This window comes from Rasiella sp. SM2506 (assembly GCF_050859505.1).
Taxonomy (GTDB): Bacteria; Bacteroidota; Bacteroidia; order Flavobacteriales; family Flavobacteriaceae; genus Marinirhabdus.
This window is the reverse complement of record NZ_CP193934.1, coordinates 1,129,216-1,151,626: the sequence shown is the minus strand read 5'-3', so window position 1 is coordinate 1,151,626 and position 22,411 is coordinate 1,129,216. Positions and strand designations below refer to the sequence as shown.

The 22,411-nt window shown below is 32.7% G+C and carries 27 protein-coding genes; 2 read left to right on the top strand and 25 right to left on the bottom strand.

Annotation, left to right across the window (positions count from 1 at the left end; translation table 11 throughout):
* The first annotated feature begins 4 nt into the window (after nucleotides 1–4).
* A complete protein-coding gene (locus tag ACQ2HF_RS05370) occupies nucleotides 5–1,381 on the top strand; it encodes a glycoside hydrolase family 113 (RefSeq protein ID WP_432412499.1) in 1,377 nt (458 codons plus the stop codon).
* Nucleotides 1,382–1,621: 240 nt separating this feature from the next.
* On the opposite strand, the gene ACQ2HF_RS05365 is transcribed toward ACQ2HF_RS05370, so the two are convergent.
* From ACQ2HF_RS05365 to ACQ2HF_RS05300, 14 genes are all read right to left on the bottom strand, one after another.
* Nucleotides 1,622–2,296, bottom strand: coding sequence for a type 1 glutamine amidotransferase domain-containing protein (locus tag ACQ2HF_RS05365; protein WP_432412498.1), 675 nt, complete (start codon nucleotides 2,294–2,296; stop codon nucleotides 1,622–1,624).
* 187 nt (nucleotides 2,297–2,483) lie between these two features.
* Nucleotides 2,484–2,849: a carboxymuconolactone decarboxylase family protein gene (locus tag ACQ2HF_RS05360; RefSeq protein ID WP_432412497.1), complete on the bottom strand. Its 366-nt coding sequence runs from the start codon at nucleotides 2,847–2,849 to the stop codon at nucleotides 2,484–2,486.
* 63 nt (nucleotides 2,850–2,912) lie between these two features.
* Complete coding sequence (locus ACQ2HF_RS05355) at nucleotides 2,913–3,329, bottom strand: hypothetical protein (protein WP_432412496.1); 417 nt, start codon at nucleotides 3,327–3,329, stop codon at nucleotides 2,913–2,915.
* Nucleotides 3,330–3,425: 96 nt separating this feature from the next.
* A complete protein-coding gene (locus ACQ2HF_RS05350; RefSeq protein WP_432412495.1) occupies nucleotides 3,426–3,677 on the bottom strand; it encodes an EamA family transporter in 252 nt (83 codons plus the stop codon).
* 103 nt (nucleotides 3,678–3,780) lie between these two features.
* Entirely contained in the window at nucleotides 3,781–4,350 is a 570-nt protein-coding gene (locus ACQ2HF_RS05345) for a Crp/Fnr family transcriptional regulator (RefSeq protein WP_432412494.1), read from the bottom strand.
* Nucleotides 4,351–4,433: 83 nt separating this feature from the next.
* The gene (locus ACQ2HF_RS05340) at nucleotides 4,434–4,904 is read right to left on the bottom strand and encodes a GNAT family N-acetyltransferase (protein WP_432412493.1); all 471 of its coding nucleotides are present in this window, start codon (nucleotides 4,902–4,904) and stop codon (nucleotides 4,434–4,436) included.
* Nucleotides 4,905–5,022: 118 nt separating this feature from the next.
* Entirely contained in the window at nucleotides 5,023–5,841 is an 819-nt protein-coding gene (locus tag ACQ2HF_RS05335) for a hypothetical protein (RefSeq protein WP_432412492.1), read from the bottom strand.
* A gap of 116 nt (nucleotides 5,842–5,957) precedes the next feature.
* Complete coding sequence (locus ACQ2HF_RS05330; RefSeq protein ID WP_432412491.1) at nucleotides 5,958–7,184, bottom strand: serine hydrolase domain-containing protein; 1,227 nt, start codon at nucleotides 7,182–7,184, stop codon at nucleotides 5,958–5,960.
* Nucleotides 7,185–7,195: 11 nt separating this feature from the next.
* Nucleotides 7,196–7,453, bottom strand: coding sequence for a hypothetical protein (locus tag ACQ2HF_RS05325; RefSeq protein WP_432412490.1), 258 nt, complete (start codon nucleotides 7,451–7,453; stop codon nucleotides 7,196–7,198).
* A 101-nt stretch (nucleotides 7,454–7,554) separates the two neighbouring features.
* Nucleotides 7,555–8,280, bottom strand: a complete 726-nt coding sequence (locus ACQ2HF_RS05320) for a hypothetical protein (protein ID WP_432412489.1) — start codon at nucleotides 8,278–8,280, stop codon at nucleotides 7,555–7,557.
* A gap of 462 nt (nucleotides 8,281–8,742) precedes the next feature.
* Complete coding sequence (locus ACQ2HF_RS05315) at nucleotides 8,743–9,060, bottom strand: cupin domain-containing protein (protein WP_432412488.1); 318 nt, start codon at nucleotides 9,058–9,060, stop codon at nucleotides 8,743–8,745.
* 54 nt (nucleotides 9,061–9,114) lie between these two features.
* Entirely contained in the window at nucleotides 9,115–10,347 is a 1,233-nt protein-coding gene (locus ACQ2HF_RS05310) for an aminotransferase class V-fold PLP-dependent enzyme (RefSeq protein WP_432412487.1), read from the bottom strand.
* A gap of 67 nt (nucleotides 10,348–10,414) precedes the next feature.
* Nucleotides 10,415–11,173, bottom strand: coding sequence for an SDR family NAD(P)-dependent oxidoreductase (locus ACQ2HF_RS05305; RefSeq protein WP_432412486.1), 759 nt, complete (start codon nucleotides 11,171–11,173; stop codon nucleotides 10,415–10,417).
* A gap of 13 nt (nucleotides 11,174–11,186) precedes the next feature.
* Nucleotides 11,187–12,311: an epoxide hydrolase family protein gene (locus tag ACQ2HF_RS05300; protein WP_432412485.1), complete on the bottom strand. Its 1,125-nt coding sequence runs from the start codon at nucleotides 12,309–12,311 to the stop codon at nucleotides 11,187–11,189.
* A gap of 95 nt (nucleotides 12,312–12,406) precedes the next feature.
* Here ACQ2HF_RS05300 and ACQ2HF_RS05295 point away from each other — a divergent pair, with 95 nt between their 5' ends.
* The gene (locus ACQ2HF_RS05295; RefSeq protein ID WP_432412484.1) at nucleotides 12,407–13,294 is read left to right on the top strand and encodes a LysR family transcriptional regulator; all 888 of its coding nucleotides are present in this window, start codon (nucleotides 12,407–12,409) and stop codon (nucleotides 13,292–13,294) included.
* Between the two features lie 242 nt (nucleotides 13,295–13,536).
* On the opposite strand, the gene ACQ2HF_RS05290 is transcribed toward ACQ2HF_RS05295, so the two are convergent.
* The 11 genes from ACQ2HF_RS05290 to ACQ2HF_RS05240 form a co-directional block, all read right to left on the bottom strand.
* On the bottom strand, nucleotides 13,537–14,391 hold the full coding sequence (locus tag ACQ2HF_RS05290; RefSeq protein ID WP_432412483.1) for a CPBP family intramembrane glutamic endopeptidase: 855 nt from the start codon (nucleotides 14,389–14,391) through the stop codon (nucleotides 13,537–13,539).
* A 103-nt stretch (nucleotides 14,392–14,494) separates the two neighbouring features.
* Nucleotides 14,495–15,409 carry an NADP-dependent oxidoreductase gene (locus ACQ2HF_RS05285; protein WP_432412482.1) on the bottom strand — a complete coding sequence of 305 codons (915 nt, stop codon included), beginning with the start codon at nucleotides 15,407–15,409 and terminating at the stop codon, nucleotides 14,495–14,497.
* A gap of 232 nt (nucleotides 15,410–15,641) precedes the next feature.
* Entirely contained in the window at nucleotides 15,642–16,073 is a 432-nt protein-coding gene (locus ACQ2HF_RS05280) for a Crp/Fnr family transcriptional regulator (RefSeq protein WP_432412481.1), read from the bottom strand.
* A gap of 119 nt (nucleotides 16,074–16,192) precedes the next feature.
* A complete protein-coding gene (locus ACQ2HF_RS05275) occupies nucleotides 16,193–16,705 on the bottom strand; it encodes a GNAT family N-acetyltransferase (protein ID WP_432412480.1) in 513 nt (170 codons plus the stop codon).
* Between the two features lie 164 nt (nucleotides 16,706–16,869).
* Nucleotides 16,870–17,322: a nuclear transport factor 2 family protein gene (locus tag ACQ2HF_RS05270; RefSeq protein WP_432412479.1), complete on the bottom strand. Its 453-nt coding sequence runs from the start codon at nucleotides 17,320–17,322 to the stop codon at nucleotides 16,870–16,872.
* 75 nt (nucleotides 17,323–17,397) lie between these two features.
* Nucleotides 17,398–17,958, bottom strand: coding sequence for a Crp/Fnr family transcriptional regulator (locus ACQ2HF_RS05265; RefSeq protein ID WP_432412478.1), 561 nt, complete (start codon nucleotides 17,956–17,958; stop codon nucleotides 17,398–17,400).
* A 34-nt stretch (nucleotides 17,959–17,992) separates the two neighbouring features.
* Entirely contained in the window at nucleotides 17,993–18,445 is a 453-nt protein-coding gene (locus ACQ2HF_RS05260) for a histidine triad nucleotide-binding protein (protein ID WP_432412477.1), read from the bottom strand.
* Nucleotides 18,446–18,791: 346 nt separating this feature from the next.
* On the bottom strand, nucleotides 18,792–19,142 hold the full coding sequence (locus ACQ2HF_RS05255; protein WP_432412476.1) for a hypothetical protein: 351 nt from the start codon (nucleotides 19,140–19,142) through the stop codon (nucleotides 18,792–18,794).
* Between the two features lie 295 nt (nucleotides 19,143–19,437).
* Complete coding sequence (locus ACQ2HF_RS05250) at nucleotides 19,438–19,929, bottom strand: flavodoxin family protein (protein WP_432412475.1); 492 nt, start codon at nucleotides 19,927–19,929, stop codon at nucleotides 19,438–19,440.
* 212 nt (nucleotides 19,930–20,141) lie between these two features.
* Nucleotides 20,142–21,074 carry a DUF2268 domain-containing protein gene (locus ACQ2HF_RS05245; RefSeq protein ID WP_432412474.1) on the bottom strand — a complete coding sequence of 311 codons (933 nt, stop codon included), beginning with the start codon at nucleotides 21,072–21,074 and terminating at the stop codon, nucleotides 20,142–20,144.
* A gap of 113 nt (nucleotides 21,075–21,187) precedes the next feature.
* Nucleotides 21,188–22,399 (bottom strand): serine hydrolase domain-containing protein, encoded by a 1,212-nt coding sequence (locus ACQ2HF_RS05240; protein ID WP_432412473.1) that lies wholly within the window; start codon nucleotides 22,397–22,399, stop codon nucleotides 21,188–21,190.
* Between the last annotated feature and the right edge of the window lie 12 nt (nucleotides 22,400–22,411).

Genomic DNA, 22,411 nt, shown 5'->3' with positions numbered 1-22,411 from the left:
TGCTATGAACCTAAAAAAAGAATTTAAGAAAGCTATTCTCATATATTTGATTACTTGGGTTCTTTTCTTCGTTGGAATCGTTTTACTGCTGTTTTTTCGTTCCAATGAATCATTACTAAAATCTATTACTCGCTTTTTTGAACTAGCGGCATATTTAGACTTTTTAATATCGGTACATATACTCTTTGTTAGTATTTACATTCTCTTTGTATTGATTCGTTATTTTTTTAGAGTTTATAAAAAAAGAGGGCTTTCAACTTCTTTAAAACAAATCGGGTTTCGGGTTTTATTTCCGCTACTTGTTTTAATCGTTAGTTATAAAATAATTGACTACAACAATAACAACGAAAGATATGAGTATACCTGGGACTATTCTGTAGAAAATACTTCTGGCACATCTAAAAACCTGTATGCTATTGATGGTAAGCACAGAGGAATGCATGTGTTCGGTTTTGAAGGTACAAATGAAAAAGGTATTTCAGATATAGTAAAAACAAACATTGAATGGGTAGCAATAGTACCTTTTATTCATCAGAAAAATGAATATTCTAACCCCAAGTCTGCGCCGGACAAAGTAGGCAGTTGGACTAGAAGAGATTCTTCATTTATAAAAATGATTCATCAGTTTCAAGAGAAAGGAATAAAAATAATGCTCAAACCGCATCTATGGTTGTCTGATGGGTGGCGATCTAACATCAACTTCGCATCAGATAAAGAATGGGATACATGGTTTGAGTCGTATCGCCTACACATGATTCATTATGCACAATTAGCGGAACAAAACAATGTTGAACTGCTCTGTATTGGCACAGAACTTAGAACGTCAATTAAACATCAACCGTTAGCCTGGCAGGGTTTAATTAGGGATATTAAAAAAGTGTATTCTGGAAAATTAACCTATGCTGCAAATTGGGATGATGACATAGCCTCATATACCTTTTGGGAAGCGTTGGATTATGTTGGGGTTCAAGCCTATTTTCCTCTAACAAAAAACAATAATCCAGATCTTGAAACCATTAAAAGAGGGTGGAATCCATTTGTTCTTGAACTTGAGACGTTGTCAAAAAAACTCAATAAACCGGTTTTATTTACCGAAGTAGGTTATAAAAGTGAGGCGGCGGCAACTGTAACTCCTTGGGAATGGAATTCCATTTTTAGCAACTTGAGTAGAAAAAAATCTAACAAAACACAACAGTTAGCCTACGAAGCTCTTTTTCAAAGTTTATGGGACAAAGAGTGGTTCGCCGGAATCTATGTTTGGCAATGGTCATTTCGTTCACAAGAAGAAAACGCGCCAAAAAATTTAGATTTTTCTCCTCGTTTTAAGCCAGCAGAAAACACAATTGCTACCTGGTTTGAAAAGCTAGTTTACGACCAATAGTTAGCACAACGAATGTAAACTATACTCAAATCTATACCAGTATAGCGACTTAAAAACAATCCTAAGCTACTAAGCCAACATTATACATAAAACTGCTTGTAATGCTCTAGATAGTGTTATCAACTTCTGAAATAAACCTTATTAAAAAAGCTCAAAGAAGCATTTTCATGAATCTTTGAGCCTAAAATAATAGTGAATTAAAAAAATGTTTTTGTTCTCTGATATACTAGATTGTCTTGGCTATTGTGCTAAGACACGAATCATTTCTTTAGCAACATTTCCTGCCGATGCCGGATTCTGTCCTGTTATCAAATTACCGTCGCAAACTACAAAAGGATCAAAAGGGGTTGTGTTTGAGAATAGTGCACCTTGCTTTTTTAACTCGGCATCGAGCATAAATGGAATGACATCATGTAAAGTATGTTTATCGATATCTTCTTCCGCTTCAGTAAATGAATTAATACGCTTCCCTTCTAAAAGGTTCTTCCCGTTTGATAAAGTGACATTGAGTAATGCTACAGGACCATGACATACAGCCCCAATTATACGATCACTTTCATAGACCTTTTTAATCGCGTCTTTAACCCATGGGTTAGAAACCATATCGGTCATTGGACCCAAACCTCCTGGGAAGAATATCGCATCATAAGCATCAATATTTATATCTCTTAATTTATGACTGAAATTGAGGCGTTTAAAACCATTGCCTTCTTTAAAGTTTTTGCTTACTAATTGTATATCGTCATATCCTACAAATGGAGGAACACCTCCTTTAATACTTGCAAAATCGACGCTATGACCTTCCTTTGTAAATTCGAAATATGGATCTGCTACTTCCGAGAATTCGTAACCTGCAGCCTGTTTACCAGTGCCAGTTACATTCGTGCTTGTTACTATAAATAGTATATGTTTCATGGTTATTTTTATTAATGACCATCGGTGCTTTGATGTTCATATATGTGGCAGTTAAGCGTTGTAAGCAGACTTTATTCTTCTACCCAGTAATGAAGCACTCGCTACATTAAACGTTCACTGATGCAAAGTTGAGGTTACTTTAAGGTCTAAAAGTTGTCATATAACAACGTTTTCAGTTTGAAGTTTTTTAGAAAATGCTCAAGGTTTCTGAGTGTTTTAAGGAGCGTGTCCATAGGTCTATTTGCTCAATGGCCTGTGTTAAAGCTGAAATTTGCTGTTTGCTAAAATGTGATTTTAAAATCACATAAACCTGCTCATAATTTTTACTAGTATCTGAGCAAAGAATATAATCTGTCAAAGCAAATAGTGCGCGCTCTTTTTCTGAAAAATCTGGAACAAGATTCCATACAGAAACTAAGGATAGTCTTACATCAGTCTCTCCAAAATTTTTAAGTTCGTTTAAGTGAAGGCTAATAGAATAGTTACAATTATTTAGGTAGCCAATTCTAAGTCGAACAAATTCCAAATGACGCATTTCCAAGGTAGCATTCATGTTCCCATTAGTGTCTAAACAACTACTTCAACAGATGGTCGAAGTAGTTAAGCCTGTTACTTATTACCCTTTAGAAATTGCTGCTCCTAATGCTTCATTATTCATTGCTTTTCCGTCAAGGTTCCATCCACCATCTACGGCATGTACCACATTCACGTAGATATTATCTTTAGGTTGTCGCCCTCCAGATAATTTGTAAATAATTTCGGTAACCTCAGCAAAATGTTGTTTAATAACTGCTTGATCTGCGAGTGCAAACGAAGGGACTTTCCATTCGGCCCATGCACCTACAAACTCTTCTCCACCAGAAAAAGAGAATCCTTTTGGTACAATATGTACGTTGGCTGTGATGTTTGGTGTCATAACTGCATTACCAGTTAAACCATGGTTTTTTAAAAAGGAGTTTGTAATTTGAACTACGGCTTCCTTTACTTTTTCTGAAGGGAAAACTCCTTCTGTTATTGTTAACGTAAGTGGCATATTATATATGTTTTAAAAATTGTGAGCTTTAGTGCTCATCAACACTACAAAGGTGCCACCGATTCGAAATTTAAAAGTTGTCATATAACAACGTTTTTAATGAAATGAAAATAAATTAAATCCTAATGACCCTACCCCTCCAACAAGAAATCCATCTTTAATATTTGAACGATTGAAACGTAAAGATTTTAAGTTTTTATACGCCAATAAAAACAGGGTTACGCTAGCTAGGGTAAAGCGCCAAGCAATGGCTTCAATAAAGCTGATGTCTGCCAACACAATTTTAGAAAGATGAAAATTCAGTCCAAAGAACATCGCAGCAATTATGAAATAAATGTTGGCCTTCACGTATTATAAAATTGAAGATTTTACTAATACGTCAAAGCTGAGAAGAATCGAAAAAATAGAAATTGTCTTATAACACCGATTTCATTAATGCAGTATAAATTTTTTAAAGTTGTGCGCGTAATTTACTAAGTGTAGAGTTTGTCATGCCTAAATATGAGGCCACAGCTTTGCTTGAAATTCTGGTTAACAATTTAGGTTCATGCTCCATAACCCAACGTAATTTATCAATACCTTCCATTCCTAAAAAACTATAAATCCGCATTTGAGAGTGAATAAAAGAAAACTCCATGAATTTACTGTAGACCTCTCTAAATTCAGGAACGGTTTCAACAAGTTTAAAAAAACTATCCCTACTTATAACAAGCAAATCTGAAGGTTCAAAAGAAACTAAGAAATCTCTCGATGGTTGCTGCAAAACAAAACTGGTAATGGCCGAGATAATTTGATCTTCCAAGGCAAAATAAGCTGTAGCTTCATTCCCTTTAGTGTCAATTTCATACATTCTAAGACAGCCTTTATTTATAAAGTAAAAGTTTTTACAAACTTGCCCAACGGAACACAAGATTTCATTGCGTTTTGTTTTTAGCGGTTTAAAATGTGATGTGACATTTTGAATTGATTCACTACTAAAACTTGAATTATCCCTAAGGAATTGTTCTAATTGTTGATACATTTTTTCATTTTAACTTATGATCACTTCCAACTGTCTTTATTTAAATGCAAAATTGTAACTGGTTATATGTTGCCAGCATCCGTTTATTGTTCATCTCGATAAACATTCGGATTGAATTTTTCCATATAAATTTCAGGCTTTGGCAGTTTTGTAAACCCATATTTATCATAAAGCCATTCCGCTGTACTTGTTACTAAAATCCAACGTTTTAAGTCTTGTAATTCTTTATGTTCCATAATTACGTTCATAAGCCATGTGCTTAATCCAAATCCTCGATATTCCTTCAAAATAAAAATATCGCCCAAATATGCGATCGTAGAATAATCGGAAATAACTTTTGCGTATCCTATTTGTTTATTTTCAAAATACATTCCAAAATTCAAAGAATTATGAATAGATTTTTCCACTTTTTCAAACGAAATTCCGTCACTCCAACCCGATTCGTATGTCAAAAAATTATGAATTAATGAAACGTCCAACTTTTTTTTGTTGGTTGAAATCATATATTCATTTTTGTGTATTTCAATAATTTCCAATTTAATTTCGGTTTTCAAATGGCTTGCAGCGGTTCATTTATAACTGTTGTAAGGGAAAAATAGCTGCTATTTTTCAATTTTACCTAAACTTTGAGTTCAGCTATAAAGCGCTCAGTATCCTTATACGAAGTTGCCATTAGTTATTGTTTATTTCAGATTCTATATGAACCCATTTAACCTTCCATTCTTTATCTAAATGTTCGCCAGTCGTAAAAAAAAGAAATTTATTATTAGGTGTTACATATGGATTCCCTTGTCCTTTATTATTGATTTTATCGTTTAGTTTTCTTGTATGTATCCATCCGCCTTTTCCATTAGTATAACTAATCATTAAGTCCAATTCGTTTCCAATTGAAGCAAAAATTAAGTAGTCTTCTTTTGGTGAAACAAATGGTGTGCATTTACCAATTTCAATATTCATTGAAATTGAAGTTTTTTGTGCATCTTCAAACTTTCCCTTCACTTCTTTTGATTGATAAATATCCATTTCGCTATAATCCAAATTGCTTGTATGAAAATACAAGGTTCCAGAATTGGTAATTGTAGGATGAGAAACTAATTTATTTCTCAAGTTAGGTATATCTACAAAAATGGGCTCTTTCCATGCTCCATTAACTTTGTCAGACTTCCAGATATGCCAAGTTTCAGAAACACCTTCAACATTAGTTGGTCTGGTAGAACTAAAATAGATAGAAGTTCCATCGGGTGAAAAACTCATTCCGTGTTCATTATACGTATTACTAAAAAATGCTTTCTTTGGGTTAGACCAAATTCCATTAGTGTTTTTTACTGCGAAAACTTCAAAATTCTTAAAGTCGTTATCTGAAATCGTATAATAATATTCTTTTAAGTCAGGACTAAATATTCCCTTATGGATAATTTTATTTTTAGGAACTATATTTTGTTTAAACTCCAAAGGTATATTGTTTGGAATTTCTTCGTTTAAAAATTGCATTTTAGTGTTTTCATTTTTACAAGGTTTAGGCTATGGTGAGTACGGGTATTAAAAGTTGTGAGCCTTCGATTAAGCACTAAAACCCGTCTTAATTATAGCCCTTGTTACCAGCTGGCTTATAATTTAGTTTCGTACTCTTCTAATTTTCTCCAGATGTCTATAAATTCCTTTATTCCTTCTTTTTTGAGGTCGGTATTCACAATTAAAAGTTTTCCTATTTTAGTTTCAGAATTGAAAAACATATATGTTGCAACTCCAGGATCACCACCAGTATGACCTATTTGTCCGTGAGCAGATATTCCCATAAAAATACCCATATTGTATTCATCATTATAAGTGCTTTTATTTCTTTCTGTATAATTTATATCAGACAATTGTGGTTTAAATAGCTCTTTATAGCTATGATTATTTAATATGTTTCCACTACTATTATAACCTGCAATTAGTTCAGTTAAGTATTTCCCTAAATCTGTAGAAGATGTAATTAAGCCGCCATCAGGATAATTAACCAATTGATAAAAAGCTAATTCAGTTTCATTGTTTTGATATAGTTTAGAATGTTTTGAGAAATCTACTTCAGAAAAAGACCAACCGGTATCAAACATTCCTAAAGGTTTAAGAATATATTCATTGGTAAATTTGCTGAATGATTGATCTGTAGCTTTTTCTATTATTAAGGCGGCCAATCCTGCGGCAACATTTGAATACTCATATATTGCTCCGGGTTTTTTCTTTAAAAAATTATTTTTCTTGTACCATTTTCCTTCTTCACTTAAAATATTTTTTAAAAATTCATCGAGATCCATTTTTTCATTAGGTGAACGAAAATTGCTATTAACTTTAGCTCCCTTATTTTCTTTTTCTTTTAAAATATATCCATTCTTCTCATATCTAGAAGGATCTTTAATACTCGATGTGTGTGTTGCTAATTGTCGTATTGTAATTTGTTCATTAGGGAAATGTGGATTACTTACATCGAACAACAAGTATTGATTTATAGGGTCGTCTAAGTTAAGTTTTCCAAGTTCTTGAGCTTTAAGTAATGCAATACCAATAAAAGTTTTGGAAATAGAAGCGATGTTTTGAACTGTATTATTAGTGTATTTCTTGTTTGCTTTAATGTCAGAATATCCAAACCCTTTTTGATATAGAATGCTATCTTGATTTACAATAGCTACAGAGAAGCCATTAATATATTCTCTTGCGTATATTTTTTCAAGTTCTTCAGTTAATTTTATTGAGGCAGAGTCATTTGTCTGACAATAAATAGTGCTAACAAGAATATTTAAGATTAAAACAACAATTATTTTTTTCATTTCTATATGCGGATTTTTTTGTTCCATAATTTAAATATTTATATTAAATTTTCTGTTATCCTTTTTGATTTTTCAATTAATTCGTTTGATTTAAATACTTGACTTTCTATGATAGAACTTTCAAAGAGTAGATAAATATGAGTTGATAATAATTCATCTTGAATTTGCTCTCTAAAGAAGTTTCTTAAATCATTTTTGTGATTTTGAATAATTGTTAATATTTCTTCTTGGTCTTTAGATATTTCTGAAAGAATGTTCAAAAAGCTACAGCCTCTAAAATTCTCTTCATCATTCATAATAATCAGAAAGTCAAAAGAAGTTAATACCTTTTCTTTTGGATTTTGAAATTGGGAAGTGAATTACACTGTACGTTTTTGTAATTATTGTCCTGTCAGTATCAATTAATTAATTCCATGACCATTTTCCGTCCCTGTATATCCACTTCTTGTCTAATTATTTGCCTAGTTTTACTGTCAATATAAAATGTCATAATAGCTTTGTTATCTGAAATGTCATCAGTTACTGTCACTATCCATACATCGCTATTCCCGGGCAATTTACCTTTTTCAATATTCTTAATAAATGCTTTTATTACTCCGGTTTTAGCTTTTGGGTTATAATCAAAAATAGAGATAGCACTGTGGTATCCCTTATTTAATGGCAACCATCTTATCAATTGCGGATACATATTGCTATCGAAATAGCTGCCTGAAGTAGTTTCAGATATTTCGTTTTTAGTATTTGTCTTTTTGTCAAAATAATAACCTGTTACTTTTTCATCAAAATTAAGAACCATATCTCTTTGCTGATTATAAGAAGAATGGTAAATAGGTTTAAGATTATTGATATGAGCAAGAGTAGTGTCAACCCATTTTGTTTGAGCTTGACTCATTTTAACAGTGGTAATTATTAAAACGTTATTTTTAATTCTTTTTATCTCTGTTTTAATTTTTCCTATTTCCATTTTGGAGGAGTCCATTTCCATAAACCAATTCATTTCATAATTCTCATTTTTTATTAATTCTGAATCAAAGGAATTGTTTAATGGAGTGATTATAGAATCTTGTGCGATTGAATTCAGAGAGATAAATACTGAAATGAATGTTAAGAGAATATTTTTCATAAGTTTTTGTTAAGTTAGATCTAATATGAAAGCGTTTTCGCTTCCTTTTCATTTAGATACAAGAGTTGCCAATATGTTACAGATTATTTTTAATTACTTTCAACTTGTTCGGCTAAGGTTAATAATATCACAAAGTTACTTACTAGGTATGATAGAAATTTGTAAAAATCGGTCGTTTTCGTTACTTGATAGGTTTTTTGGAGTGTAGTTGGTTTATTTTTTTATATCTTGGAATGATTCCCAACATCGTATTATGTTACAATAGCTTTTTAGTGAAAGCCTGAATATCTTATTAAAATATCTGTTGATTTGTCTGCTTTACCAAGATAATTTACCGGTGAAATAGCTCACGCTTTAATAGCTTTTAGTTTGTCTCATTAACCTGAAAAGATAGATTTTTCGATTGACTAGATTATTTTCTTTATTTAGCTCCAGTTTAATAAAAAACCTTTTTTATAGCTTTTAATAAAAATCATCTCTTGCCGGGCTAAAAACGTCCAGTATTTTACAAGAAGTGATGGCCTTTCCACAATGCGGTTCGTTAGGGGGAATTATGACAAGTGACCCCGGATTATATATTTTGGTGGTTTTATGTAGGGTTAGCTCAAATTCACCTTCTATTACTTGCATTACTTGCTCATTCATATGATGATGTTCAGGTAGTATCGCTCCTTTTTCAATATCCCAGAATGCAAAACTCATATGTTGCGTATGGACAAGTTTGGCGTGACAGCCTGGAATAATTTCTTTAGGGATAATACTGGATAGTTCAATTTGCATAATGATATGTGAATTAATATAATGAGGCTTCTATAGCTTCTTGTAGTTCAAATCTTAGTTGTCAAGCGCGATTTTTAACCCATCTAACAACTGATTCATTTCCTCTTTACTGGTATAATGTAAAAAGGAAATTCTTAGTACTCCAGGTTGTCTTGGGATTTCTAAATCCATAAGAGGACGAACCGCATTAAAATGGCCCATACCTATCATCAATTTGTGTTCAGTTAAGGATTCATAAACCTTTTTAATGTTTTTATCCTTAGGAATAATTGAAACTATTGCCACCCTTAATTCTATACTATCAGGGCCTACTATTTGGATATCATCGCGAGATCTTAAAAAATAAAGCAAGGGCTCCAATAGGGATATTTCATGCTCTTGAAATAGTCTATTTAACGCTTTGTTTCTTTGAGCAGGTGCTGCTTCTTCATCAAAATGATGTTTATAAACCGCATCAAAATAATCTAATATTCCACTAGCAGCTGCAATTTGAGCATGATCGGGTCCTGCTGGTGTTAACATACTCCTGGTTATCCCATCCTTAAAAAAATGAGCTTGGTTTTCCATTTTTCCTATCAACTCTTTATTTACATACATCAGCCCTAAATGAGGGCCAAAGGTTTTGTACAATGACAAAAGATAAATATCCATCCCCAGATCTTTTAAATCCGGAAAACCATGTGGAGCGTAACCAACTCCGTCAACCACAGATAATGCCCCATGCTTATGAGCCATTTGGCTAATTTCTTTTACATTGTTCAAATGGCCTATTACGTTCGAACAATGTGGAAAAGCAACCATCTTTGTGCGTTCAGAAAATAAACTTTCTAATTCATCAATACATAACAATCCTGTTTTTGAATCTACATGCCATTCTACAATTTTTATTCCTTGCTCTGCCAATTTTCTCCATGCGCCTGCATTGGCCTCATGATCCTGACAAGAAACAATGATTTCGTCACCATCCTTCCACATTGGGCGCATAGCATTCGCCAAAACATAAACATTTTGCGTTGTGGATGGACCAAAATGAATTTCTGAATCTTCAACATTCAAGTAGTCAGCCATTCTCTTATAAGAAGCCTCCATCAATTCTCCGGCTACTATGGAAGTTGGATAAGGATAGTTGGGCTGCACCTTGTTTTTCACATAAAAATCGGTTAACCTATTTATAACTTGTATGCAAGGATAAGAGCCACCTGCACTTTCAAAAAATGCCCACCCCTTTAACGTAGGTTCTGAAAAAGCGGGAAATTGCGATCGTATAAATTCTAAATCGAGTTTCATAAGTAAGTAGTAATATTTTCAATAATTCGTATTCCTATGTAAAGTTTCAACTGTATAAGTTTCAATCTTATGTTCTTAAATAAGAAGCTCCATTTACATCGATGATTGCTCCTGATGTATACAGCGCCTGTTTTGATGCGAGAAATAGTATTGTATGCGCTACTTCGTCGGGTTCTGCCATTCTTTTGAAAGGAGATTCAAGGAGTAAACTTTCTTTTTCTTCATCTGTCAATGCACTTTTAGCCATTTCTGTATCTGTAAACCCTGGAGCAACAACGCCAACGCCTATATTGTATTTAGCAAGTGATTTGGCAATGGATTGACTCAACGAATTGAGGCCTGCCTTACTAGATCCGTACGCCGGCATGTTAGGCTCCCCTCTAAATGCTCCCCGAGATGATACATTAACAATGCGACCTCCATTGTTTTTTATCATTTCTTTTGAAGCCCAGTAACATAGATTAGCTACAGATATTAGGTTTGTATTCATAGTTGTTTGCCAGGCATCTTTCCAATCTTCGAAGCTTACCTTATCAATTTCATGAAAGATTGCTACACCGGCATTATTTATTAAAACGTCGAGTGTTTTGTATTTCTTAATGAAATCGTTTATAAGTACTTCGGGCACACCTTCATCTGAAACATCTCCTTTTAGTAACATGTGATTCCCTTTTTTTAATAACGAAAGAGTTTCTTTGGCCCCAAGATCATCGGATTTATAGTTAATAGCAACGTTTGCCCCTTTATTTGCGAACGCAATAGCCGTGGCTCTGCCGATACCTTTTGAACCACCCGTAATTAACACATTTTTATTTTTAAATTCCATGCTGCTTATTTAATTATAATGAATTGAAAAACTCTTTAATGTCTGATGCTAACAGTTCTGGTTTCTCCATAGCTGCAAAATGACCGCCTGATGGCATATCTGTCCATCTTGTAATATTATAACCCAGGGCTGTATAAGCACGAGGAGGTCTTGAAATTTCTCCAGGGAAATTAGCGTACGCCACAGGTACTTGCACAAAATCTGATGACTGGAAAATCATTGGACGTTTACTGTTTTCGTTATAAATTCTTATGGAAGAATGAATCGTTTGCGTAACCCAATATAAAGTAACGTTCGAAAGTATTTCATCCTTGGTAAATACTGTTTCAATCCCGCCTTTACTATCACTCCAGCTATTTAATTTTTCGACAATCCAGGCACATAATCCAATAGGCGAATCATTTAAGCCATAGGCTAAAGTTATTGGCTTGGTGCTTTGAATATATGCATATCCCGCCTCTTTGGAAGCCCAGTTTTCAAGTTCCTTTTTATATTTTTTTACATCTGTAGAATTTTCTTCATCATTTTGACAATAGGGACGGAAAGAATCAGAAATATAATTGAGATGTAATCCTATAACTTGGGAAGGATATTTCATGGCAAGCCAGGTGCTTATGCCCGATCCAATATCACCACCCTGAGCACCATATTTTTCATACCCTAGTTGTAACATTAACTTACGCCACAAATCTGCAACAAAGGAATTATCACAGCCGGGTTGTACACATTTACTTGAAAATCCAAATCCAATTATCGAAGGTATTACCAAATCAAAAGAGATGTCACGACCTTTCGTTAGTAAGGGAATAAGTTTCATAATTTCAAGAAATGACCCCGGCCAACCATGTGTTATTAGTAATGGTATGGAATTTTCGCTTTCACCTTTAATATGCAAGAAATGGATTTCAGCGCCATCAATCTCTGCCATATAATTTGGATATAAATTTATGGTGTCCTCAGTTTTTCTCCATGAGAATTCCGTAAGCCAATAATCGCACAATTCCTTCATGTAGTCCAGTGAGGTTCCATAATCCCAGCCTGAATCTTTAATTTTATCTGGCCAGCGTGCTTGAGATAGTCTTAGACGAAGGTCGTCCAAAACAGGTTCAGGTATGTTTACCTTAAATGGCTTTATCATGATATTTTAATTGGTAATTATATATTGAACGAAGGTATCTGTTTTTAATGCATAAATATTATGAATATATTTAATCAAAACTATTACATTTACTTATGGATTTAGAGATTAGACATTTACAATTAGTACACAATATTATTACATTAGGAAGTTTGTCAAAGTGTGCAGATGCTATGAATATTACGCAACCAGCGGCGAGTCATTTATTAAAAAAATTAGAAACGCATATCGGAATACCCGTATTTAATAGAGTAGGTAAGAAAATGATTCTCACAAATGCGGGTACTGTTTTACTCAATACCGCAAAAGAATTACTTCCTAGATTAGATCTCTGTAAAGAATTATTAGTTAATGAAATTCAAGGTGATAACGGTTCAATTAAAATTAGTACTGAATGTGTAACCTCTTACAATTGGTTCCCAAGCCTTTTAAGTTCTTTTGAAAAAAAGCATCCTAATGTGGACATAGGAATTGATGTGGAAGCAACTGGAAATCCCATAAAATCTCTTCTTGAAGGAAAAATAGATTTGGCAATCGTGATTGATCCTATAAAAAATAAAAATCTGTTATACCATGAATTATTCAGGGATGAAATTTTATTAGTGGTTCCAGATGGACATTATTTACAGGAGAAAAAGTATGTGACAAGTAAACATTTCTTAAATGAAAATTACTTTATGTATACAGAAGATTTTGAGAATAATACTGTTGCCAAAAAGATTCTGATTCCTTCCAACATCACACCAAAAAAGGTCTCCAAATTACAATTGACCGATGCCATAATTGAAATGGTCGATGCGGGTAGGGGAGTAACGACAATGTCAAACTGGTTATTAAAGCCGTATTTGGTGAATAAGCAATTGAAATCTGTTCGAATCACAAAAAATGGGTTATTCAGAAAATGGTATATAGCTACACTAGTTGATACTACCAATAAATATAAAACCGAGTTTATAACGTATTTTCAAAGTGAATTCAATTAGAAATGGAAGTGCTTTTACATTTTGCTGAAAACCCGTCTCGGCAATGCAACGTTGTTTGTATGTAGTATTAATAAGAACGTTACTTTAAATAAAACAAAAATTGCGCTACCGTAAACCGAAGAAAAAGCTTTAAAGCAGCTGTTTTTATTTTCGTATTATAGAATTTTTTCTAATTTCGAATAGCGTTCACCTATATTAAAATTTCTTCTGAAAAGGTTATACTTTTCAGGAATAGTGTTTTGCTACACTTTTTCTTTAACTCCTTTATACCAATAGTACATTCCAAATACTAAGGTTACAATGGCAAACATAATTCCGTTTTCGCCAAGCCAATGTTCAGTTCCTTCAATTTTCATTGTTAGCGGTGGAAATATTTTTTGAATGTATACATTACTAACTGCGTGAAAGATTACAGCTGGCCACAAACTTTTAGATTTAAAAGTATAATAGGTCATAATAAATGACATCGAAATTACAAAAACAAAAAAAGTTATAAACTCCAAAGTGACATTTTCACTGTAATACAATAATATTGGCCAATGCCAGAATGCCCAGATAAATCCAACAAAAAGGGAAACACCGGTAAAAGAAAGAACCTTTCTTGATTCATAGATTAAAAAACCTCGCCACCCTATTTCTTCTCCTAAAACCGTTGCCATTGACCTTATAACGCCTACAGTTCCTAGCAAAATAACACCTATGATTACGGCAAATGTTGGTTTTAATGTCCCAATTCCAACTAATTCAAGTTCTGTAGCCCATTCCATAATGTTCTCTTCATTCGACAATCCTCCTAATCCAAAAATCCAGATGAGTATATAGGTAATTAAAACATACATAGCAGGAATAAAATAAGACATGCGAATATATTTCCCATCTGCCCATTTCCAAGGTATGGAAGAAATAGGTCGTCTTTTTAGTTTCATTGTAATTATTGCAGCTATTGCTGGACACCACATGAGTGCACCAACGTATATTCGAGAAGGATACAAATTAACAATGGCATAATGAAACAGTGAGCTTATAACGGTAAGGATACCCAGGAAAATAAAGATGGTATTCCAAGCTTCCTTCCGTTCGGATGAATTCTGTTTCATATTATGTTTTTGATTGGTCTGTCTATGAAAGACGAGTGGATACCGTTTTTGCTACGTTGAGCCTAACGTTTTACCATATAGAGCGTGGCGTTGTGAAGTATATCTAATCAAACACTAATATGTTTTTACCTCTTGAATGCCCTCTTTTTTGATATTTGAGAGCCTCTTTTACTTCTGTAATTGAAAAAACTGTATCAATAAAAACTTTTACTTTTTCACCCTCAATTAACGCTACAATTTTTTCTAATTGAACATTATTTGACTGGAATAAATATTTTGACGCCGACACATCATATTGAGCTATAAGTGTTTCTGAAATTGGGGTGGACAATGAAGATATTCCAACATATTTACCGCCTTTTTTCAATACTTTGAATGCTTTAGCTTCAGTTTCAACACTATCAAAAACGGCATCTATATGTTCCAGAACTTCAGAAAAGTCAATTTTAGTATAATCGATAACCATGTCGGCACCTAATGATCTTATAAACGCAGTATTTTTTTCTGATGTTATAGCAATTACAAATGCCCCAGTCCATTTTGCAAATTGCAAGGCAAAAATACCAACAGCTCCAGCAGCAGCCTGAATGACAACTTTTTCATTCCTAACTACTCCTAACGTATCAAAAATTCCTTGCCAAGCCGTTAAACTACTCATAGGGATTGCAGCAGCTTCTTGAAAAGTTACGTTTTTTGGCTTGCTTGCGAGAAACTTTTCCTCACTAGCAACAAATTCAGCATAAGCACCTTGTTTATTAAAATCTAATGACCCTATTACAGCATCTCCTATTTTAAATCTTGTAACTTCACTTCCAATCTTTTCGATAACACCAGAAATATCAGTACCTAAAATATAAGAATCTCCAAACTCACCACTTTCCAGACCTTTCCAATCTACTGGGTTAACGCCTATAGCCTTTATTTTTATAAGTACTTCGTTTTGTTTAATTTTTGGGATAGCTATATCTCTTATCTCTATATTTTCGATACCTCTTTTATTTGCGAATATTGCTTTCATAATTATTATAATTTTGTAGAAACTTTTATTTTTTTTTCTTTGGTCACCTGCTCATCTGGTGTGATATAGATCCCGTTAAGTGATGAAATGAAGAAGTATAGTTATGAATTTAATCTGCTAAGTGTTTCTCTAGAAACGCCTAAACACCCAGCAATCATCTTTTTAGGAACCCGTTGAAAGAGTTTTGGATTTTGCTCTAGAAGCACATCGTAACTTTCTTTAGTTGAATCTTTTAACAATGATAAAACTCTGTTTTGAAGCGCGATTCGCCCAATTTTACCTTTTTCGCCCAAAAACGTTCCATTTTGTGCATTTGAGCCGTTAGCTTATCCCTATTTTCGAATGATATATATAGTAATTCACTATCCTCTATACAGTCAATAGAGGTTTTAGATTTAGTTTGTTTTACAAAAGATTCATAATCTGTAATCCACCAATTTTCCATTCCAAATTGAAGTATATGTTCTTTTCCCTTATGATCAACAAAATAGCTTTTCAAACAACCTTTTAAGATCCAGAATTCTTTGTTTACAATTTCCCCTTCTTGAACAATATATTGATGTTTACGCTTATTAATTTGCTCAAAATGGCTTAACACAAAATCAAATTCCTCATCTGTAAGGCTAATTACTTCTTCAATATGTAGTCTTAGAGGATGTGTCATTTTAATGGTACTGATGGATTTGTGTGCTTCAGAAATTGAATTAGCAAATACAAACCGAATAGAAAATCTACGAGGATTTCCATAAGTAAGCTTGCACTAGCAATTAATTATAGACGTTTTTACCTGCTGGCTTCTTTTAATTTCTTTAAGCCAAAGTATGATAAGGTTTCATTTCCTTTTTTGTAATCACCTCCATATCTCAGTCCGAGTTTTTCCAATAAATGAATTGACTTTTGATTTTCAGGTATCGTAATAGCAATTATATTATCGTATTTATGTATCCTTTTTATTTCTTCAAGATAAGCCTTAGTCGCTTCGAATGTATATCCATTATTTCCAAAATCTGGTAGTAAAGCAAATCCAATATCAGGAAATGTTTCATTTTCTCTTTCAAGAAAAGTTACTATACCAATAGCCTTTTGTGATTCTTTCAATTCAAAAACGTTATAATAAGAATGGGTGTTATCAAGTATCTTTTGGATGTACTTTTCGGCATCCTTTTTATCAGAGACATTTCTATCTCCAATAAATTTCAGCCAACCATCAGAATTAACCAAATCAATAATGAATTGGGCGTCCTTCAAATTTATTGGTCTTATTGTTAATCTTTCCGTTTCTATGGTTATGTACATTTCAGTTTTCGTTTAATCAGTTTGCAGGTAACGTTTTTGTATATGAATAGTAGCGGATTTAGACACACATCTTTTCAATTAAACACAGAATATAAATATTTAAAAAAGCGGTTTAGATGAAGCTCCCAAACCACTATATTTTATACATTGTTGGAATGGTTTATTTACTTTTTCATTTGTGCATAAAATTTTCTCCACTCCGAAGTATCATAAATTAAATGAGACTCTTTTATAATTCCATCTTCAACCTTAAACCATTCAGATGCTATGTTTGATTCTAACCCAGGGATAGATGATTTGAATTCATAAAATGTAGCTACCCAATTCTCATTTTCAGATATGTTAATAATATTTATTCCAGTTATGACGGCTCCAATTTCTTGCGCCAATTTTATAAATTCTGCTTTAGAATTTAACGCAACCATAGGGTTCTTAAATTTGTAATCGTCGGCTAATAAATCCAAAGATTTTTGAATTTGCGTTGAGTCATTAAACCCGTTTAAAAACGTTGTTACAATTTCTTGATTTGTCATATTATTTCTTTCATTTTGTTGCGCATAGGTGTTCATAGTGAATAGTGTGATTCCTATTATAAATGCGTGTTTAATTAATCTCATAATTTCGTTTTAAATTAATGATGAGACAAAATTCAGAATTATAAACGTTTTAATTCTTGGTAAAAACCAAGATTTTCAAAGTTTGATTGTGTTGATTAACTTGCTGAAATTAGTTGGGTCGATTCGTAAATAGGAAGCAATATCTTTCTGAGGAATCATATTGAGTAAGTGCGGACTTCTCTTTGTAAATTTTTTGAAACGAGTTTCAGTATTGAAAGCCATTAAGTGATGATGTCTCTCTATAATACCCAACAAGAATTGTTCTGTAATTTTTCTAAAAAGAGTTTCGAGTTCTCTATTTTCTTGTATTAGTTCACTATGTTTTTTATACGATAACCGTAATAATTTACTATCCGTAATTGTTTCTAGGAAATATCTTGAAGGTGTTTGAGTTAGAAAAGATTCTATAACACCACTAAATGATGGGTTATAAGCAAAAAACATTATATGTTCTTTCCCTTCATTTAAATAGTATGATTTTTGAATTCCTTCTTCTACAAAATATATGTAACGTTCCGTTTTTCCAGATTCAGTAATGATAGTTTTTTTTGGTATTGAGTATTCAGTCCAATGGGATATATATTGATCTAGAATTTTATCATTTACTTTATATATATCTGATAGAAATTTTTTCAAACGTAACTTTTTTTTACTACTATGTGTATCGTATTTATTCATCTTGCGCAACCATTGGACCTAAGGTTTTACCTCCTAACAAATGCATGTGCAAGTGAAAAACAGATTGTCCTGCATCTTCATTACTATTTATGGAAAGGCGGTAGCCAGTTTCAGAAATGCCTTGCTCTTTGGCTAGTTTTTTTGCCACTAAAAACAGTTTTCCAAGTAATAGCGTGTCTTCTTCAGAAACTTCATTAAGCGTGTGAATTTCCTTTTTGGGAACAATTAGTAAATGAACAGGTGCCTGAGGTCGCAACGGAACAAAGGCAATAATATCTTTATCCTCATAAACAATGGTAGCTTCTAGCTCTCTATTAATTATTTTAGTAAATACCGAACTCTTTTCTATTTTTTTCGCTTTCATTTTCTGATATTCCGGACTCTGACCCCAACAAAATGAAGTGCTTAAAAATGAGAGCATAAGTAAAAGGCGTGTGATTTTCATACTGATTATTTTTAGTGCTTACTTTGATTGGTTTTTCCGTTTAGTATACATTTTATTTTAGGAGTACCGTATTCTGTTTGAAGTATACCATGTTTGTATACAAACCGTAGTGTTTAAAAAGGTGCTAACTTTTCGGATTAAAAAATCAGCTGGCTTTGTGAATAAGAAAAATCTTTATGAAATCCCAAAACAACTATGTAATATAGACATAGTTGGCAACAGTTTCTCCTTTAGTGTTACTTAATTACCTTATTTCGATTCAATACAAATTCATTTACTTTCTGATGAAATGTTATCCAATTTGGTATTTTTCCGACTGTTTAATAAATTCAAAACCTAGTTTTTCTTATACACGATTTGGCGCTGTGTTGTTAGCATTGGGTTCGCAATAGAGTTTCTCTAATTCAAAACTTTTAAAATATACTGGAATAGATTTTTGTAAAAACTGAAACCCTAAATTCCTTTGTTTAAAGGTTGATTGCCAAAGGTGCAGATGCATATATGCCGATTCACCAAATTTAATTGTATCCATATTTGAATGACCTATAGGAGTATCGTTCAGCAGCCAAAGTACATAATAGAATTGTTTTTGTTTACCGTTTTTATCAATCTCGTCCTTTAACTTTTGTTGCCAGTCTTTACCGCTCGGAAACTTAGTTTTGTCTGCTCCAAATTTTAATAATTCAGTGTCGGACAAACTGTGCCAATATTCTTTATCGGCAATTTCCCCTTCCTGTAATACGTATTAATGTTTACGTTTGTTTGTAGTTTCAAAATGGCTCAATACAAATTCAAACTCTTCATCTGTTAGTTTAATTATTTCTTCTATATGTTGTCTTAGAGAATGTTCCATGGTAAGTGTGGCAACGGTTTATCAAGGGTTAGTGACGTAATTAAAATAGCGAAAGGACACCGAATCTTGCGGGAATCCGCAGGGTTTTCTGAGTAGGCTAGAACTAGCAATAAATTACATGCGATGTTATCACACGTTTTTATTCTTCAATTCGCATAATAAACTCATCTAATTCAAGCTCGTTTATCTTGCCTGTAATGGTATGTATATTTCCAATATACTTCATTCCTAAATAATTTGCTGTTTCAGAAAACGGAAGCCAAAAAGTATCACCTAGATTGTTTCCTATTGAACAACTAACCACTGCCATATTTTTTCCACGTAATCTTCGTCCGAGGTCTTTTTCAATTTCTAATAAATCAGTTATTCTATCAAAAAACACTTTCATAATTCCACTCATTGAATACCAATAAACAGGTGTTGCGAAAATCAGAGTATCATAATTATCAATTATTTTTCGCATTAATTTGATATAGTCGTCATTTTTGTTTTTATTTTCATAATCATAATACCCGAATTTATAATCGTTCAAGTCTATTAAATCCCAATTTGTTTTTTTTAATAGTTCATTCGTTAGCGTTTTAGTATCTCCATTATTTCTTGAACTCCCTGTGATTATAACTTTTTTCATTTATTATTTAGATTTTCCTCAAGTGTGTAGCATCGAGATTGTATAAGTTAGTTGCGATTGTTACGTAACTGTACTAGCAAAAGGATACCGAATCTTGCGGGAATCCGTTGATTTTTGAAATAAGCGAGAAGCAAGTAATTAATTTTATGAGGTGTCGCAATAATTTCGTATTTCAACTTTTGTTAGCTATTAACTCTAATTTGACACTAACGCTATTTCCATGAATACTTGCTCATTTCTAATATTTTTTCTGAACTTAGGTTTGCCCAATTTTCTACCGTCATAGTGCTTTTTAGAGCTTGTTGAACTATTTCATATCCAATTGTGTAACCTCCGGAAAAAGGATAATTTTTTGAGCCGAACATAACCTCCATTTGAAACCGAAGATCTTCACTTTGTAATTTTGGTTTTATCTTATTCCATAAGTCCTCTTTATCTTTTTCATTTAGTGCAGAAGTCCAAGGAGCTTTTACTTTTGGATATAGTAAATGAGCAAATGAGTCGCCTCTACCCTCAAAAATCAAGTAATCGAGTAAAGTCCATTTTGTTGATTTTCCGAAATTTAAATGTGTCCAATACGCATGATTGAATTCGTGTGCAATGGCATATTCAAGCATTTCTTCCCAACCTACTATATCAGGCTCAATTGTGATCAGAATTTGTTTGCTCCCTGCCGTTAAGCCCATAATTCCACTCATATGCTGCATCATTGCTTTATTGTCTGGATTTGCCGGTAGGATGTAAATTGTTACACTATCATTTTTTAGATAGCGGCTACTTTTTTCTAACGCTGATGTAACCTTACTTTCAATCCTTTTTTTATTAGCATTAATCCTTTCGATTACCTGATTTAACTCAGCTATATTTTGAATTGGTGCGGAAAAATAAATATTTACAATATCAGAATATTCACTTTTTAAAAAGTATCTATTCATAATTGTTGATTGAATTTTATCCTTATAGACCTGATCTAAATCATTTAAATCGCTAACCTGACTTTTTGCAGCCTCAGCATAGGCTACGTAAATGTCATTCAGAAAAATTATTTTAGTATTCAAGTTTTGCCCGAATACGTTTACAAATGATAATAAAATTACCATTGTTAGCAATTTGAGTTTTAGGTTTTCTTTTTTATTTTGTTTCATTTTAATTTCAGTTTTCTATAGTTATAAAATTTAGTGTTATTGGATTGGTCTTCTAATTCATTCAATTTTTATAGTGTCTATCAAAAGTTCGCTCCTATGATATTTTTATTTTTTTATTCGTTTGAATTAATAAATAAACCAGCTAGTTTATGTGGAAGACTAAAGAATAAATTTTTTGTTTCTGGTGTTGATGCGTTTCTATTCATGGTTACGGCTACTGTTATATTATATTCCGGGAGCAAAATTAGCATAGCTGTTGAACCCATTGCTACCCCTCCGTGATGAATAACATTCACATCGCGCCCATCTTTACGGATAGTTTTATAAGTATCGTTTCTCCATCCCATACCATAATTTTCGTTATTTATTTTGCCCGAATTAAGTTTTACTGGTTCAAATAATTTCGTGCTTGTTAAGGAGTCTACTATGCTGTAATTAAGAACCGCATTCCCTAATTTAATTAAATCATTTGTTGTTGAAACAAACCCACCACCGGCCCATTTCACACTGTTATTAACCTCGTAAGACTCTTTAATTTCCCCATTTTCTACCTCGTAAAATTTTGCAATAGTATTCTTGTTTTGATTCTGTCTGTCGGCTTTGGTCTGATTCATAGCCAAAGGCTGAAATACTTTTTCCTGCATAAAGAGTAGAAAGTTTTTTTCTGAAGCTTCTTCCATCATGGCGCTCAGCAATGTATAATTGTATGAGCTGTAGCTAAAGTTTGTGCTCGGTACAAAAAGTAATTCATCCTCATTAAAAACAGAAATACTTTCTTCAATTGACTCGTATTCACGAGTATTATAGTATTCCCAAATAGGAAAACAATAGCAAATTCCATAATTTCTAATTCCTGAGGTATGCGAAGCTAATTGCTGTACTGTTAGTTCAGACAGTATAGGACTCGCATATGGAACGAAATCTTTGACTAAGGATTGAGTAGTAAGTTTTTTACTCTGAATTAAAACGCCCAGACCAACAGATGTCAATGCTTTTGAAGTACTGCCAATTCTAAATGTAGTAAGTGAATCTGCAAGAATTTGGTTGTCAACATCGGCATATCCAATTATATTAGACCAAATAGTAGTATTATTTATTCCTATGGAAGCCGATAAAGCAGGTGTTTTAAGTTTATTAAATTCTGATACTAATAAGCTATCCGCTTGTTTTTTAATTTGTTCACTATGATTGGTATTAAGTTGTAAGTGACTAAAATCCTCTAGTTTTTCTTTTCCAAAATTATGGGTAATAATAGGTTTTAATAAATGGTAGCTTACTAAAAGCATAACAATTATTGGAATGGAAATTATAATTACTTTTTTCATGATCGTATTATT